The following is a 15,844-nucleotide window of genomic DNA, read 5'->3' as shown; positions in this document are numbered from 1 at the left end:
GGGCGGCCGCGCCTGTGGAGGAACGCGGTTCTGGGGACAACTGCGGGTTGGTGTAGGGAGGTGTCGGCGGGGCGGGTCAGGGTTGCGGACATGACCGGAACACAGAGTCGCGGTGAACTCGGCGCGTGGGGCGAGCAGGTGGCGGTGGACTATCTGCAGCGTCGGGGTTTGTCTGTGCTGGAACGTAATTGGCGGTGCCGCTACGGCGAGCTGGACATCATCGCCGCCGATGCGGGCACGGTGGTGTTCGTCGAGGTCAAGACGCGGGCCGGGGATCTGTTCGGAGAGGCCACGGCGGCGGTCACGCCGGCGAAGGTGCGGCGGCTGCGCCGGTTGGCGGGATTGTGGCTGGCCGCCCAGGGACGCAGCTGGGCCGCGGTGCGCATCGACGTCATCGGTATCCGGGTGGGTCGGCGTCGGGAACCGGAGATCACCCATCTGCAGGCGGTGGCGTGATGGCGCTGGGGCGGGCGTTCTCGGTCGGGGTGCGCGGTGTGGACGGGGTGATCGTCGAAATCGAGGCCCACATCGCCGGTGGTCTTCCGGGGGTGTCTCTGGTGGGTCTGGCCGACACCGCGCTGCGCGAGTCGCGGGACCGGGTGCGGGCGGCGATCTCCTACTGCAAGTTCGAGTGGCCGCAGACCCGGTTGACGCTGGCGCTGTCCCCGGCGACGCTGCCCAAGGTCGGCTCGGGTTATGACCTGGCGTTGGCCACCGTGGTGCTGGCTGCGCAGGACAAGAAGGCGTGGCCGCACCTGGAGAAGACGGTGCTGTTGGGTGAGCTCGCCCTGGACGGGCGGGTGCGGGCGATCACCGGGGTGCTGCCGGCGGTGTTGGCTGCCCGTAACCACGGCTGGTCGGCGGTGGTGGTGCCGATCGACAACCTGGCCGAGGCCAGTCTGGTGGACGGTATCGAAGTGTGGGGTGCACGCACCCTGCGTCAGGTACACAGCTGGCTGCGCGGCAAGGGCGAACTGGCCGGGCGCGTCGATCAACCTGCCGACACTCCCGACGTCGCCGCGGATCTGGCCGACGTGGTGGGTCAGCCGCAGGCCCGCTTCGCCGTCGAGGTGGCCGCTGCCGGTGCGCACAACCTGATGATGACCGGCCCGCCGGGGATTGGGAAAACCATGCTGGCACAACGTCTCCCGGGTCTGCTGCCGCCGCTGTCGCACAGCGAGGCGCTCGAGGTCACGGCCATCCACTCGGTGGCCGGGCTGCTGAGCGGCGACGCCCCACTGATCACCCGGCCGCCGTTCGTCGCCCCGCACCACACCTCCAGCGTCGCCGCACTGGTGGGCGGCGGGCCGGGCATGGCGCGTCCGGGCGCGGTCAGCCGCGCCCACCGCGGCGTGCTGTTCCTCGACGAGTTCGCCGAGATCAACACCGGTGCCCTGGAGGCGCTGCGCACACCGTTGGAGGACGGGCAGATCCGGCTGGCGCGTCGTGACGGAGTGGCGACCTACCCGTGCCGCTTCCAGCTGGTTCTCGCGGCCAACCTGTGCCCGTGTGCGCCGCCGGACCCCCGGGACTGCCAGTGCGGCGCCGCCGAGCGGCGGCGCTACCGCAGCAGGCTGTCGGGGCCGCTGCTCGACCGCGTCGATCTGCGCACCGAAATGCACACCTCCAAGGCCGGACCGTTCGTCGACGAGGCGGGGGAGTCCACCTCGGCAGTGCGAGAACGTGTCTGGAACGCGCGTCAGGCTGCTGCCGAGCGGTGGCGACCACACGGCATCACCACAAACGCCGAAGCCGGCGGCACACTGCTGCGCCGCAGGTTCCGGCTCAGCGCAGACGCCATGGCGCCGGTGCGCACCGCCGTCGACCGCGGAGCCCTGAGCATCCGTGGCATGGACCGCACATTGCGGGTCGCTTGGACACTTGCCGACCTCGGCGGCCGCACCTCGCCGACCCGACAGGACGTGGCCACCGCACTCAGCTTTCGGCAGGGGACCCCCTGATGGACACCGCAGAACGGCGTGCGTGGGCCTACCTGTCCCGGGTGTGCGAGCCACCCCATCCGCTGCTCACCGAACTGGTACGAGCAGAAGGTCCCGTCGAGGCCGCGCAGCGCATCCGCGCCCGCGACGTCCGCGGCGATCTGGCCCGCGCTACCGAGGCGCGCCACGAAATCGACTCGGCTGACGCCGATCTGAAGACCCTCGACCGGTTGGGCGGGCGCTTGCTCACGGCCGGCGACGACGAATGGCCCCATCTGGCGTTCACCTCGTTCACACACCCCGCGCTGGCCGAGCGGCAGTGGGGACACGCCCCGCTGGTGCTGTGGGCGGTGGGCCCGTCATATCTGGCCGATGTCGCGGCGCGGTCGGCGGCACTGGTGGGTACCCGCGCCGCCAGCGCCTACGGCGAACACGTGACCGCCGACTTGGCCGCCGGTCTGGTCGAGCGCGACGTCGCGGTGGTCTCCGGCGGCGCCTACGGCATCGACGGCGTGGCGCACCGCACCACGCTGGCCTGCGAGGGCGAGACCGTCGCGGTGCTGGCAGCGGGCATCGACGTGCCCTACCCGTCCGGGCACTCGGCGCTGCTGCACCGCGTCGGCCGCAGCGGACTGGTGCTGACCGAGTATCCGCCCGGCCTGCGGCCGACGCGACGGCAGTTCCTGGCGCGCAACCGGCTGGTCGCCGCGTTGAGCGGGGCCACCGTCGTCGTCGAAGCCGGGCTGCGCAGTGGTGCGGCGAACACCGCCGCATGGGCGCGGGCGCTGGGCCGGCAGGTGTTCGCGGTCCCGGGACCGGTGACCTCGGCCACGTCGGCGGGCTGCCACGCGCTGATCGCCAAGAATGAGGCCACCCTGGTCACCCGCTCAGCGGAGGTGGTCGAAGCGGTCGGGCGCCTCGGCGAGCTTGCTGCCGAACCAGATCATTCGACCACCGCTCTCGACGACCTCGATGACACCGAACTCACTGTGTACGAGGCGTTGCCGCGCCGCGGGGCACGCACGGTCGGCGAGATCGCGATCCTGGCGGGGCTGCCGATGGCAGGGGTGTTGGGTGCGTTGGCGATGTTGGAGGTCCGCGGTTTGATCCGACAGGAGGAGGGCACTTGGAGGCTGGCGACGCGCAGCTGAGGCACACGGCCGACCCTGCTGGAGCAGGGTCGCTCGTATAGTCGCTGACAAAGCCGTCAGCAGTGGAGGTTGATCAAGTGGCAGGCCGTCCCGTGCACACGTTCCACGTGGTGCGTACCGAGAACATCACACCCCACATGGTGCGAGTCGTCCTCGGTGGCACCGGATTTGACACCTTCACCCCGAACGAATACTCCGATGCCTACGTCAAGCTGGTCTTCGTCGACGACGACCTCGACGTCAGCGGTCTCGAACAGCCGTTGACCCTGGACAGTTTCAACGTGCTGCCGGAGCACAAGCGACCCGTGGTGCGCACCTACACCGTGCGCCGCGCCGACACCGAGCGCCGGGAACTGACCATCGACTTCGTCGTGCACGGCGACCACGGGGTCGCCGGGCCGTGGGCGGCCAACGCCACCCCGGGCCGGCGCCTGTTCGTGATGGGTCCCAGCGGAGCGTTCGCGCCCGACCCGGCCGCCGACTGGTACCTGTTCGCCGGCGACGAGGCAGCACTGCCGGCGATCAGCGCATCGCTGGAGGCGTTGCCCGCCAACGCCATCGGCCGCGTCTTCATCGAAGTCGCCGGACCGGAGGACGAAATCGAGCTGACCGCCCCCGAAGGGGTCGAGGTGCGCTGGATCTACCGCGGTGGCCGCGCCGACCTCGTCGGCGACGAAATCGCCGGCGACCACGCGCCGCTGATCGAGGCGGTCACCGGGACACCGTGGCTGCCCGGCCAGGCGCAGGTGTTCATCCACGGTGAGGCCCAGGCCGTCATGCACAACCTGCGGCCCTACATCCGCAAGGAACGCGGCATCCCAGCCCAGTGGGCATCGTCGATCTCCGGGTACTGGCGCCGCGGCCGCACCGAAGAGACCTTCCGGCAGTGGAAACGCGAACTGGCCGCGGCCGAAGCCAAATAACCGTGCCCGCGCCGGGGTCGATGGCAGGCTGACGCCATGACCTTCGGCAACTACCAACTCGAGATCTACCTCCAGGGCCTCTCGGGCATCCTGCCCACGCTGCCGATGGACTACGCCGGGTGGGAAGCCAAAGCCGAGGTCGCCATGCCGCCGTCGGTGTGGTCCTACGTCGCCGGCGGGGCCGGCGACGAACACACCCAGCGCGCCAACCGCACCGCGTTCGACCGGTGGGGGCTGATGCCACGGATGCTGGTCGGCGCCACCGAACGCGACCTGTCCGTGGACCTCTTCGGTCTGAAACTGCCGTCGCCGGTGTTCATGGCGCCCGTCGGAGTCATCGGCATCTGCGCGCAGAACGGCCACGGCGATCTGGTCACCGCGCGGGCGGCGGCCCGCACCGGCGTGCCGATGATGGTGTCCACCCTGACCGAGGACCCCCTCGAAGACGTGGCCGCCGAATTCGGCGACACCCCCGGGTTCTTCCAGCTCTACACACCCGCCGACCGCGACTTGGCGGCCAGCTTCGTCCAGCGCGCCGAAACCGCGGGCTACAAGGCCATCGTCGTCACCCTCGACACCTGGATCCCGGGTTGGCGGCCCCGCGACCTGGCCACGTCGAACTTCCCGCAGCTGCGCGGCCGGTGCCTGTCGAACTACACCAGTGACCCGGTCTTCCGCGCGGCGCTGTCCCAACCGCCCGAGGAAAACATGCAGGCCACCGTGCTGCAGTGGGTTCAACAGTTCGGTAACCCGCTGACCTGGGATGATCTGCCCTGGCTGCGGTCTTTGACCGACCTGCCGCTGATCCTCAAGGGCATCTGCCACCCCGACGACGTCCGCCGCGCCAAGGACGGCGGGGTCGACGGCATCTACTGCTCCACCCACGGCGGCCGCCAGGCCAACGGCGGGCTGCCCGCGCTGGACTGCCTGCCCGGTGTCGTCGAAGCGGCCGACGGCATGCCCGTGCTGTTCGACTCCGGCATCCGCAGCGGCGCCGACATCGTCAAGGCGGTCGCGCTGGGCGCCACCGCGGTCGGGGTCGGCCGGCCCTACACCTACGGTCTGGCCATCGGCGGCGAGGACGGCGTGGTGCACGTGCTGCGGTCATTGCTGGCCGAGGCCGATCTGATCATGGCCGTCGACGGCTACCGCAGCCTCGCGGAGCTGACCCACGACGTGCTGCGGCGCGTCGGCTGACCGACCGCGGAAGCGTCTGCCACGGTGAAGCGGTGGACGCGGTGCTCGACGAATTCGATCAATATCTTGCGTTGCAGCGCGGCCGGTCGGAGCACACCCGCCGCGCCTACCGCGGCGATCTGCGCGCACTGCTCGACTTCGTCGACGAACGCAGCCCCGGCGCCGGACTGCGCGGCCTGACACTGCCGCTGTTGCGGTCCTGGCTGGCCACCCAGGCCGCGGCCGGCACCGCGCGCTCCACCCTCGCACGACGGACCTCGGCGGTGAAGACGTTCACCACCTGGGCCGTGCGACGGGGCCTGCTCGACGAGGATCCCGCGACCCGGCTGCAGATGCCGAAGACCCGCCGCACCCTGCCCTCGGTGCTGCGTCAGGACCAGGCGCTCGACGCCCTCGATGCCGCGAAATCCGGTGCCCAACAGAATGATCCGCTCGCACTTCGGGATCGCCTGATCGTCGAGCTGCTCTACGCCACCGGCATCCGCGTCAGCGAGTTGTGCGGACTCGACATCGACGACGTCGACACCTCGCGGCGGCTGCTGCGCGTGCTCGGCAAGGGCAACAAGCAGCGCACGGTGCCCTACGGTCAACCCGCGGACGCCGCCCTGACGGCGTGGCTGACCGACGGGCGTCCCCATCTGGTGACCGACCGGTCCGGTCCCGCGCTTCTGCTCGGCGCCCGCGGTGGCCGGCTCGATCCGCGGCAGGCACGCACCGTCGTGCACCAGACGGTGGCGGCCGTCGAGGGCGCGCCGGACATCGGTCCGCACGGCTTGCGCCACAGCGCGGCGACCCATCTGCTCGAAGGCGGCGCAGACCTGCGCGTGGTCCAGGAACTGCTGGGTCACTCGTCGCTGGCGACCACCCAGCTCTACACCCACGTCAGCGTCGCGCGGCTGCGCGCCGTGCACGACCAGGCCCACCCGCGGGCCTGAGTCACGGCCGCAGCAGGCCGATGACCGCAGCGAGGTCGGGCAGCGCCGACGGCCGTCCGGCCCACTCGTCGAACGCCGTCCAGTAGCTGATCCCCAGACGGCGCTGCCGCTCCAGCAGGGTCTCGGCCATCTGCTCGTGGGTGCCCAACAGCACGAACGGCGAATCCAGCAGCAGGTCCGCCGGCACCCCGAGCCGGCCTGCCAGCGCGTCGGCCGTGGCCGCCCGATCCTTGGTGCACTCCACCACCTGGATCAGCGCGTTCAACTCGATCTGCTCGAACCGATCGCCGGCAGCGGCGCGCACCACCGCGATGCGCTCGGCGAGCCCCGCGCTCGAGAAGTGAGTGAACCGCACCTCGGTGGCGTCCCGGTTGTGGCTGATCCCGGCCAAACCGACGATGTCGGCCACCCGTCCGGCCAGCTGCAGCACCCGGGTGCCGTTGCCGCCGATCAGCAGCGGCACCGGTGAGCCCGGCACGGGGACCAGCGTTCCTGCTTCCGCGTGTACCCGGTAGTGCGCACCGGCGAAGCGGATTCCCTTGCCCGCCAACAGATCCCGCACTACCGTGACCGATTCGACCAGGCGGTCCACCCGGACGGCGCCGCGGTCGAATCGCAGACCGGCGGCGTCGTACTCGCTTTTCATGTGGCCGGCGCCGAGACCGAGTTCGAACCGGTCACCACTGACCTCCGACAGCGTCGCGGCCTCCCGCGCGATCTGGACCGGATGGTGGAAGTCGTTGTTGAGCACCAGCGTGCCCACCCGCAGAGACTCGGTTGCCAGCGCCGCTGCGGCGGCGCCGGTGAACGGCGCCAGGGCCGGGGCCAGATGGTCGGCGAAGGTCAGGACGTCGACACCGGCCGCCTCGACCGACTGCGCGAACGTCCGCCACTGGCCGCCCCGCCGCGGCAGTGCGGTGGTCAGACCGAAACGCGGACGTCGGTTGCGGTGGGCCTCGGTGGTCACACTCCGACGCTAACCGCCACCGCCGCCCGAGGGTTTGAGCCGGATGGGGGTCGCGGACAGCAGACCCAGCGGATCGACGTAATCCGCCCGCGCCGCCGCACCCCACATCGCGCCCCAGTGCAGGCAGGCCGTGGCCGCGCAACCGGCGTGGCCTGCGACCAGCTCGCCGATCGGGGTACCCGCCGCAACCGTCTGACCGGCCCGGACCCCGGGCCGCACCGGTTCGTAGCTGCTGCGCAGACCACCTGCATGCGCGATCGACACCAGCGGCCGTCCGGCGAGCTGCCCGGCGTAGACGATCGTCCCGGCAGCGGCGGCGAACACAGCCTGACCCGGGTGTCCGGCCAGGTCGACGCCGCGGTGCCCGCGCTGCCAATTCGGGGACGGGGCGTCGAAGGCCCGCACCACCGCGGGCGGCGGCCGCAGCGGCCACCCGAAGCGGGTGCCGTCGGCCTGCGCCGGCACCGCCCACACCAACCCACACCACAACAGCGCCGCGACGATCCGCATCCTTGCAGTTCAGCGCAGCCGTCAGGCTCGACGCCACCGGCTTGTGCGGCGCCTGTGGACAGCTCCGCCGGTGGTCAAGAGCACCCTGTTCGGCGTGTAAACTGCTAACCGCAACTCGCATCTGCGGGTTGACTTCGCGCGTCTGTAATACCTGTGTGCCGGGTGGTCCCTCCGGGGTCCGGCACCGAAACAGTCGCCAGGGTCCGGCTCACCCGATGCCGGACGACAACCGACAACACAAGAGGTATGGCCAACCATGGCTGTTGTAACCATGAAGCAGCTGCTTGACAGCGGCGCCCACTTCGGACACCAGACTCGACGCTGGAACCCGAAGATGAAGCGGTTCATCTTCACCGACCGCAACGGCATCTACATCATCGACCTGCAGCAGACGCTGACCTACATCGACAAGGCGTACGAGTTCGTCAAGGAGACGGTCGCGCACGGCGGGTCGATCATGTTCGTCGGCACCAAGAAGCAGGCGCAGGAATCCATCGCCGAGGAGGCCACCCGCGTCGGCATGCCGTATGTGAACCAGCGCTGGCTGGGCGGCATGCTCACCAACTTCTCCACCGTGCACAAGCGCCTGCAGCGGCTCAAGGAACTCGAGGCCATGGAGCAGACCGGCGGGTTCGAGGGTCGCACCAAGAAGGAAATCCTGATGCTGACCCGCGAGAAGAACAAGCTGGAGCGCTCGCTCGGCGGTATCCGCGACATGCAGAAGGTGCCCTCGGCGATCTGGGTCGTCGACACCAACAAGGAGCACCTCGCCGTCGCCGAGGCGCGCAAGCTGAACATCCCGATCATCGCGATCCTGGACACCAACTGTGATCCGGACCTGGTCGACTACCCGATCCCGGGCAACGACGACGCGATCCGTTCGGCCGCGCTGCTGACCAAGGTGATCGCCTCCGCGGTCGCCGAGGGCCTGCAGGCCCGCGCCGGCGCCGGCAAGGCCGAGGCCGGCCAGGATGCGGCGGCCGAACCGCTGCCCGAGTGGGAGCAGGAACTGCTGGCCGGCGCCACCGCGGCGACGCCCGGTACGCCCGAGGCCGAGACCCACACCGAACCCACGACCACCCCGAACCCGTAGGGAAGGCTCAGATGGCTAACTACACCGCTGCCGACGTCAAGCGTCTCCGTGAGCTGACCGGCGCCGGAATGCTCGACTCGAAGAACGCGCTGGTCGAGGCCGAGGGCGACTTCGACAAGGCGATCGAACTGCTGCGCATCAAGGGCGCCAAGGACGTCGGCAAGCGTGCGGAGCGCGCCACCGCCGAGGGTCTGGTTGCGGCCAAGGGCGGCGCTCTGATCGAGCTGAACTCCGAGACCGACTTCGTCGCCAAGAACGCCGAGTTCCAGGCCCTGGGTGAGCAGATCGTCGCCGCGGCTGCCGAGGCCAAGGCCGGCGACGTCGACTCGCTCAAGGCCGCCAAGCTCGGCGATTCGACCGTCGAGCAGGCCATCGCCGATCTGTCGGCGAAGATCGGCGAGAAGCTCGAGCTTCGTCGCGCGACCTTCTTCGACGGCACGGTCGAGACCTACCTGCACAAGCGGGCCGCCGATCTGCCGCCCGCGGTCGGTGTGCTCGTCGAGTACCAGGCCGGCGACGCGGCCAAGGGTGTCGAAGCCGCGCACGCGGTCGCGCTGCAGATCGCGGCGCTCAAGGCGAAGTACCTCACCCGCGACGATGTCCCTGAGGACATCGTCGCCAACGAGCGCCGCATCGCCGAGGAGACCGCCCGCAACGAGGGCAAGCCCGAGCAGGCGCTGCCCAAGATCGTCGAGGGTCGGGTCAACGGCTACTACAAGGACGTCGTGCTGCTCGATCAGCCGTCGGTGTCCGACAACAAGAAGACCGTCAAGGCGCTCCTCGACGAGGCCGGCGTGACGGTAACGCGCTTCGTCCGCTTCGAGGTCGGTCAGGCCTGACCTCTCCGCACTGAAGTCACGAGGCCCCCGAGACATCGTCTCGGGGGCCTCGTTCTTTCCGGCGGGGCGGTGACGACGGAATCCGCACCCGGCTCGCGTCTGCTGCCAGGAACTGTTCGTGGCCTGTCCACCTATTTGCTACCCGTGCCTTGAACGGGTCAAAGACGATCCGAGGTGCCCGCTGCGGCGACGGCAGGGTTTGCGGATTACCCCATGACAGGATCGCAGCAACAGTACAGCTAACTCGGATGCCGCTTGTCGATCATCAAAAGGGCTGGATTTCGCGTGTTTCGGTGTCGGTAGAGTTAATCTATCCGCATGTCTGAACCTGACAATTGCCGTGGCTGCAGGTGACAGACATCCTCGAGGTCCGGGACACCGCAGATGCGGCGACGCGGACAGATGCCCGAACCGAGGTCGTCGTCGATCTCGACCAGTTGAGACGGCGGAGGTCCTGGGAGCCTGTTCTCGGTCCGCTCCTGGACTTGACCACCACCTCGGCCGCGGTGGCGATCGGCGCGATCTGGGCTACGCGTCTGGGCTTCGATCTGCCGCCGATCTGGATGCTGTGGTTCTTCGCTCCGACCGTCGTGGCGTTGATCGCAATCCGCGGACTGTATCGGCGATCACTGCAGCGCACCTTCCTCGACGAGCTCCCCACCATTGCGGCGGCGACGGCTTTGGCCGCGGTGCTGTTGCTGTCCGGGCTCGTGTCCAACCCGGGCGTGGCCGAATCGGCGGACGACGCCGTGGCCCGCATCTGGATGTGCGCGGCGGTCCTGGTGCCGCTCGGACGCCTGCTGTGGTTGTCGATCCGAAGGTGCCTGTTCCGTCGCAGTGTGCTGACCGCGCCGACACTGATCGTCGGTAACGGACGCATCGCCGCAAAGGTCATCGAGCGGCTGGCGATCACGCCGGAATACGGACTGCGACCTGTCGGATTGATCGATGACGAGCCGCCGTGGGGCGGACTGTCCAGCGGAGACCGTTCGGACATTCCGTACCTGGGCGGCCTGGATCGGCTCGGCGAGGCGATCGTCTGCACCGGAGCCGAGTGCGTGATCGTCACGTTCTCCCGGACCCGTGACGACGCGATGGCCCGGGCGGTCAGGACCGCCCATGATCTCGGAGTCGCGGTCTGGATCGTGCCGCGGATCTTCGACACCATCGGGGTGCATGCCCGCATCGACCACATCGGCGGTCTGCCGTTGATCGCTGCGCCGCGGGTGAATCCGCGCGGTTGGCAGTTCACGTGCAAGCACGTCTCCGACCGGGTGGTCGCCGCGATCGGCCTGGCGGCGATCGCTCCGCTGTTCGTGACGCTGATGCTGCTCGTGCGGTTGAGCTCGCCGGGGCCGATCTTCTTTGCGCAGCCGAGGACCGGCCGCGACGGCCGGGTTTTCCGCTGCCTGAAGTTCCGCTCGATGCGCCCGCCGAAGGAGTCCGACCCCGCGTACCTACCTGAGGCCGGGTCGGCTCCGGGAGGTGTGGAAGGCGACGACCGCCGCACCAGGATCGGGAAGTTCCTGCGCGCCACCTCGCTGGACGAGTTGCCCCAGCTGATCAATGTCATCCGCGGCGACATGAGCCTGGTCGGTCCGCGCCCCGAACGGCCGGAGTACGTCGAGCTGTTCAACGTTCAGATCGCGCGCTACGGGGAGCGGCACCGCGTCAAAGCCGGCATCACCGGGTGGGCGCAGGTGCACGGACTCCGCGGGCAGACCTCGATCGCCGACCGCGCCGAGTGGGACAACTTCTACATCGAGAACTGGTCGCTGTGGCTGGACTGGAAGATCCTGGCGATGACCGTGGGTGCGGTGTTGCGACGCGCGGAGTGACCGTTCAGATCACCGACCGCAAGCGGTACGCTTTGGTACCGTCGGGCGCATGGATCGAGTTTCGGCGTTCGCCGACGACGCACTCGGCGACCTCGACGCCGTAGGTGTCGTCGAGGCACTCGGACGGCGGGATGTCTCGGTATCCGAGGTCGTGGAAGCAGCGATCGCGAGGGTCGAGGCGGTGAACCCGACGCTCAACGGCCTGGTCTTCGAGGCCTTCGACCGGGCGCGCGCCCGGGCCGCCCAGCGGCGGCCATTCGGCGGGTTCTTCGACGGCGTACCGAGCTTTCTGAAGGACAACGTCGCCGTCGCGGGGATGCCCACGATGAGCGGCACCGACGCGTGGCACCCACGCCCGGAGAGCGCCGACGGCGACTTCGCGCGCACCTACCTGGCGACCGGCCTGGTGCCGTTGGGCAAGACCGCCCTGTCGGAATTCGGCTTCAGCGCGTCTGCCGAACACCCGCGGTTCGGGCCGGTGCGCAACCCGTGGAACACCGAGCACACCGCCGGTGCGTCCTCGTCGGGGTCGGGGGCGTTCGTCGCCGCGGGCGTCGTCCCCATCGCCCACGCCAACGACGGCGGCGGCTCGATCCGCATCCCCGCCGCGTGCAACGGCCTGGTCGGGCTCAAGCCGTCGCGGGGGCGGCTGCCGCTGGACAGGGACATGCGCCAGATGCCGTTGCGGATCGTGCACAACGGTGTCGTGACGCGCACGGTGCGCGACACCGCGGCCTTCTACCGCGAGGCCGAACGCGCCATCGCCAACCCGAAGCTGCCGCCGATCGGGGACGTCACCGGCCCGAGTACCCAGCGTCTGCGCATCGCCGTCTGCACCGAGTCGATCGAACGGGAGGCCAGTGCCGAGGTCAGCGCGCTGACCCTGGACACCGCCAAACTGCTGGAGGGTCTCGGACACCGGATCGAGGTCATCGGCAACCCGGTACCCGGCCATTTCGTCGACGACTTCCTGCTGTACTGGTCGTTTCTGGCGTTCGCGCTGGTGCGCGGTGGACGGCGCACCTTCGGGACGAGCTTCGACCGCGACCGGCTGGACAACCTGACGCGCGGACTCGAAGCGCATGCGGCGCGCAACCTGCACCGGCTGCCCGGGGCGATCGCCCGCCTGGCCCGGATCCGGCGCATCACGTCGCGGCTGCACCAGACCTACGACGTCGTGCTGATGCCCACGCTGGCCGACGTCACGCCGCGCATCGGCCACCTCGATCCGACGGCGCCCTACGAGCAGGTCATCGAACGACTCACCGCCTGGGTGGCGTTCACGCCGCTGCAGAACGCGACGGGTGAACCCGCGATCTCACTGCCGCTGGCGCAGAGCGCGACCGGGTTGCCGGTGGGGATGATGTTCTCCGCGCCGATGGGTGCCGAGTCGCGACTGCTCGAGCTGGCCTACGAGCTCGAGGCCGCCCGGCCCTGGCCGAGCGTGCGCGACTGAACCCCGACCCGCCGACGACCCCGGCGCCGTGTCGACCCCGCGATGAGGCAGGATGAGGAGTGCCGTCGCGGTGCCGGTCGGGGCCGCGCGTGCACCGGTGCGAGCACTGCGAAGGAGTCGGATGGCGGAAGGCACCAGCCCCCACGGTGAAGATTCGTCGTCGACCATCAGGCCCGGCTATTCGCGGGTCCTCCTCAAGCTCGGCGGTGAGATGTTCGGAGGCGGCTCGGTCGGCCTCGACCCCGACGTTGTCGCCCTGGTCGCCCGGCAGATCGCCGACGTCGTGCGCAGCGGCGCCCAGGTCGCGGTGGTCATCGGCGGCGGCAACTTCTTCCGCGGCGCCCAATTGCAGCAGCGCGGCATGGAACGTACCCGCAGCGACTACATGGGCATGCTCGGCACCGTGATGAACAGCCTTGCGCTGCAAGACTTCCTGCAGAAGGAGGGCATCGACACCCGGGTGCAGACCGCCATCACCATGGGCCAGGTGGCCGAGCCCTATATCCCGCTGCGCGCGGTCCGCCACCTGGAGAAGGGTCGTGTGGTGATCTTCGGGGCCGGCATGGGACTGCCGTACTTCTCGACCGACACCACCGCAGCCCAGCGGGCCCTGGAGATCGGCGCCGACGTGGTCCTGATGGCCAAAGCCGTCGACGGCGTGTTCACCGCGGATCCGAGGGAGGATCCGAACGCCGAACTGCTCACCGCCATCAGCCACCGCGAGGTCATCGACCGGGGGCTCAAGGTCGCCGACGCGACCGCGTTCAGCCTGTGCATGGACAATGGCATGCCGATCCTGGTCTTCAACCTGCTCGTCGACGGCAATATCGCGCGCGCCGTCGCGGGTGAGAAGATCGGGACACTGGTCACCACGTGACGACGCGTATCGCACGCGACAGCGACGGGAGAAGACGACTGTGATCGAAGAAGCCCTCTTCGATGCCGAGGAGAAGATGGAGAAGGCCGTGGCGGTCGCGCGAGACGACCTCGCGTCGATCCGCACCGGACGGGCCAACCCCGGCATGTTCAACCGCATCCAGGTGGAGTACTACGGAACGCCCACCCCGATCACGCAGCTGTCGAGCATCAACGTGCCCGAGGCGCGCCTGGTGGTCATCAAGCCCTACGAGGCCAACCAGTTGCGTGCCATCGAGGACGCGATCCGCAACTCCGACCTCGGCGTCAACCCCGGCAACGACGGCAACGTCATCCGCGTCGCGATCCCTCAGCTCACCGAGGAGCGACGCCGCGATCTGGTCAAGCAGGCCAAGGGCAAGGGCGAGGACGCCAAGGTGGCGATCCGCAACATCCGCCGCAAGACGATGGAAGAGCTGGCGCGCATCAAGAAGGACGGGGACGCGGGCGAGGACGAGGTGACGCGCGCCGAGAAGGACCTGGACAAGACCACCCACCAGTACACCGCGCAGATCGACGAACTCGTCAAGCACAAAGAAGGCGAGCTGCTGGAGGTCTGAGACCACAGCAATCGATCTCTCGCATGAATCAGCCGGTCGACGAACCGCCGACGAAGAAGCCCTCGCGGGCAGGACGCAACCTGCCCGCGGCCATCGCCGTCGGTGTCCTGCTGGGCGGACTGGCGATCGGCATCCTGTTGTTCTGGCCGATCGGCTGGCTGCCCGTGCTCGCGGTCTTCATCCCGATCGCCACCCATGAGGTGATCAAACGGCTCCGCGAAGCCGGCTATGACCTCCCGGCCGTTCCGCTGCTGCTCGGCGGTCAGGCGATGATCTGGCTGAGCTGGCCGTGGGGCCCGACCGGAGTGCTCGGAGCCTTCGGCGCGACGATCGTCGTATGCATGGTCTGGCGGCTCGTCGGGCGTGGACTGCGCCGACCACCGGTCAACTATCTGCGTGACATCGCCGCCACGGTTCTGCTGGCGACGTGGGTTCCGCTGTTCGCCGCGTTCAGCGCGCTGCTGATCTTCCAGGACCACGGCGGCGGCCGCGTATTCACGGTGATCGCCACCGTGGTGTTCGCCGACATCGGCGGCTACGCGGCGGGGGTGCTGTTCGGTAAGCACCTGATGGCACCGGCGATCAGCCCGAAGAAGTCCTGGGAGGGACTCGGCGGTTCGCTCGTGTTCGGGGTCGCGGCCGCGGTGCTGTCGGTGACGTTCCTGCTCGACAACCCCGCCTGGGTCGGGGTTCCGCTGGGGTTGATGCTCGTCATCACCGGCGTCCTCGGTGATCTGGTGGAATCCCAGGTCAAACGCGACCTCGGCATCAAGGACATGGGTGCCTTGCTGCCCGGCCACGGCGGCATCATGGACCGGATCGACGCCATGCTCCCGTCGGCCGTGATGGGCTGGGTCGTGCTGACGCTGTTGGCCTGACCGGGCCGCCGCCAGGGATACTGGACGGCAGTCATGCCGAATCCTCTGCCCCTGGTCTTCGACGCTCCGCGCCGTGCGCTGCCGCCGCGGCATTTCGCCGATCTCGCCGACGCCGAGCGCGCCGCCGCGCTGGCCGAGCTCGGACTGCCGGCTTTCCGCGGAAAACAGCTGGCCAACCAGTACTTCGGTCGGCTGATCACCGACCCGCAGCAGATGACCGACCTGCCGGCCGGGATCCGCGACCAGGTCGCCGCCTCGTTGTTCCCGACACTGCTCGACGCCGCCCGCGAGATCGAATGCGACGCGGGGGAGACCCGCAAGGTGCTGTGGCGGGCGGTCGACAAGACGACCTTCGAATCGGTGTTGATGCGTTATCCCGACCGCAACACCGTGTGCATCTCGTCACAGGCCGGCTGCGGCATGGCGTGCCCGTTCTGCGCCACCGGCCAGGGTGGATTGAAGCGCAATCTGTCCACCGCGGAGATCCTCGAGCAGGTGCGCTTCGCCGCCGCGGAACTTCGGGCCCGCGAGGGCTCCGGTCCAATTGCGGGCTCCGCCCGCGGCGGTCCAATTGCGGGCTCCGCCCGCGGCGGTCCAATTGCGGGCTCCGCCCGCGGCGGTCCAATTGCGGGCTCCGCCCGC

The 15,844-nt window shown here is 69.4% G+C and carries 15 protein-coding genes and 1 pseudogene; 14 read left to right on the top strand and 2 right to left on the bottom strand.

Annotation, left to right across the window (positions count from 1 at the left end):
• The first annotated feature begins 90 nt into the window (after nt 1-90).
• The 6 genes from ACAG25_RS21595 to ACAG25_RS21570 all read left to right on the top strand — a co-directional run bounded on the left by ACAG25_RS21595 (nt 91) and on the right by ACAG25_RS21570 (nt 6,146).
• The gene (locus tag ACAG25_RS21595) at nt 91-456 is read left to right on the top strand and encodes a YraN family protein (protein WP_370490527.1); all 366 of its coding nucleotides are present in this window, start codon (nt 91-93) and stop codon (nt 454-456) included.
• Entirely contained in the window at nt 456-1,961 is a 1,506-nt protein-coding gene (locus tag ACAG25_RS21590) for a YifB family Mg chelatase-like AAA ATPase (protein ID WP_370490526.1), read from the top strand. The genes ACAG25_RS21595 and ACAG25_RS21590 overlap by 1 nt, the downstream gene beginning before the upstream one ends.
• Entirely contained in the window at nt 1,961-3,091 is a 1,131-nt protein-coding gene (gene dprA / locus ACAG25_RS21585) for a DNA-processing protein DprA (RefSeq protein WP_370490525.1), read from the top strand. Before ACAG25_RS21590 ends, dprA begins: the two co-directional genes overlap by 1 nt.
• Nucleotides 3,092-3,168: 77 nt before the next feature.
• Complete coding sequence (locus tag ACAG25_RS21580; RefSeq protein ID WP_370490524.1) at nt 3,169-4,014, top strand: siderophore-interacting protein; 846 nt, start codon at nt 3,169-3,171, stop codon at nt 4,012-4,014.
• Between the two features lie 36 nt (nt 4,015-4,050).
• The gene (locus tag ACAG25_RS21575) at nt 4,051-5,211 is read left to right on the top strand and encodes a lactate 2-monooxygenase (protein ID WP_370490523.1); all 1,161 of its coding nucleotides are present in this window, start codon (nt 4,051-4,053) and stop codon (nt 5,209-5,211) included.
• Between the two features lie 32 nt (nt 5,212-5,243).
• On the top strand, nt 5,244-6,146 hold the full coding sequence (locus tag ACAG25_RS21570) for a tyrosine recombinase XerC (protein WP_370490522.1): 903 nt from the start codon (nt 5,244-5,246) through the stop codon (nt 6,144-6,146).
• 1 nt (nt 6,147) lies between these two features.
• Here the strand turns inward: ACAG25_RS21570 and ACAG25_RS21565 are convergent, their stop codons facing one another.
• A complete protein-coding gene (locus ACAG25_RS21565; protein WP_370490521.1) occupies nt 6,148-7,113 on the bottom strand; it encodes a TIGR03621 family F420-dependent LLM class oxidoreductase in 966 nt (321 codons plus the stop codon).
• 9 nt (nt 7,114-7,122) lie between these two features.
• The gene (locus ACAG25_RS21560; RefSeq protein WP_370490520.1) at nt 7,123-7,623 is read right to left on the bottom strand and encodes a M23 family metallopeptidase; all 501 of its coding nucleotides are present in this window, start codon (nt 7,621-7,623) and stop codon (nt 7,123-7,125) included.
• A 256-nt stretch (nt 7,624-7,879) separates the two neighbouring features.
• Between ACAG25_RS21560 and rpsB the strand changes: the two genes are divergently transcribed.
• The 8 genes and pseudogenes from rpsB to ACAG25_RS21520 form a co-directional block, all read left to right on the top strand.
• Complete coding sequence (gene rpsB, locus ACAG25_RS21555) at nt 7,880-8,716, top strand: 30S ribosomal protein S2 (RefSeq protein ID WP_370490519.1); 837 nt, start codon at nt 7,880-7,882, stop codon at nt 8,714-8,716.
• 11 nt (nt 8,717-8,727) lie between these two features.
• Complete coding sequence (gene tsf, locus ACAG25_RS21550) at nt 8,728-9,555, top strand: translation elongation factor Ts (RefSeq protein WP_370490518.1); 828 nt, start codon at nt 8,728-8,730, stop codon at nt 9,553-9,555.
• Between the two features lie 350 nt (nt 9,556-9,905).
• Entirely contained in the window at nt 9,906-11,393 is a 1,488-nt protein-coding gene (locus ACAG25_RS21545) for a sugar transferase (RefSeq protein ID WP_370490517.1), read from the top strand.
• Between the two features lie 49 nt (nt 11,394-11,442).
• Nucleotides 11,443-12,849, top strand: a complete 1,407-nt coding sequence (locus ACAG25_RS21540; protein ID WP_370490516.1) for an amidase — start codon at nt 11,443-11,445, stop codon at nt 12,847-12,849.
• 121 nt (nt 12,850-12,970) lie between these two features.
• On the top strand, nt 12,971-13,726 hold the full coding sequence (gene pyrH, locus ACAG25_RS21535) for a UMP kinase (RefSeq protein WP_370490515.1): 756 nt from the start codon (nt 12,971-12,973) through the stop codon (nt 13,724-13,726).
• Between the two features lie 40 nt (nt 13,727-13,766).
• The gene (gene frr / locus ACAG25_RS21530) at nt 13,767-14,324 is read left to right on the top strand and encodes a ribosome recycling factor (protein WP_370490514.1); all 558 of its coding nucleotides are present in this window, start codon (nt 13,767-13,769) and stop codon (nt 14,322-14,324) included.
• A gap of 23 nt (nt 14,325-14,347) precedes the next feature.
• Nucleotides 14,348-15,202: a phosphatidate cytidylyltransferase gene (locus tag ACAG25_RS21525; protein ID WP_370490513.1), complete on the top strand. Its 855-nt coding sequence runs from the start codon at nt 14,348-14,350 to the stop codon at nt 15,200-15,202.
• A 33-nt stretch (nt 15,203-15,235) separates the two neighbouring features.
• A pseudogene (locus tag ACAG25_RS21520) lies at nt 15,236-15,844 on the top strand (23S rRNA (adenine(2503)-C(2))-methyltransferase RlmN); the annotation flags it as partial.

This window comes from Mycobacterium sp. pV006 (assembly GCF_041287115.1).
Classification (GTDB): Bacteria; Actinomycetota; Actinomycetes; order Mycobacteriales; family Mycobacteriaceae; genus Mycobacterium.
Note: the sequence above shows the minus strand (reverse complement) of the source record. Positions and strands in the feature narration are given on the sequence as shown.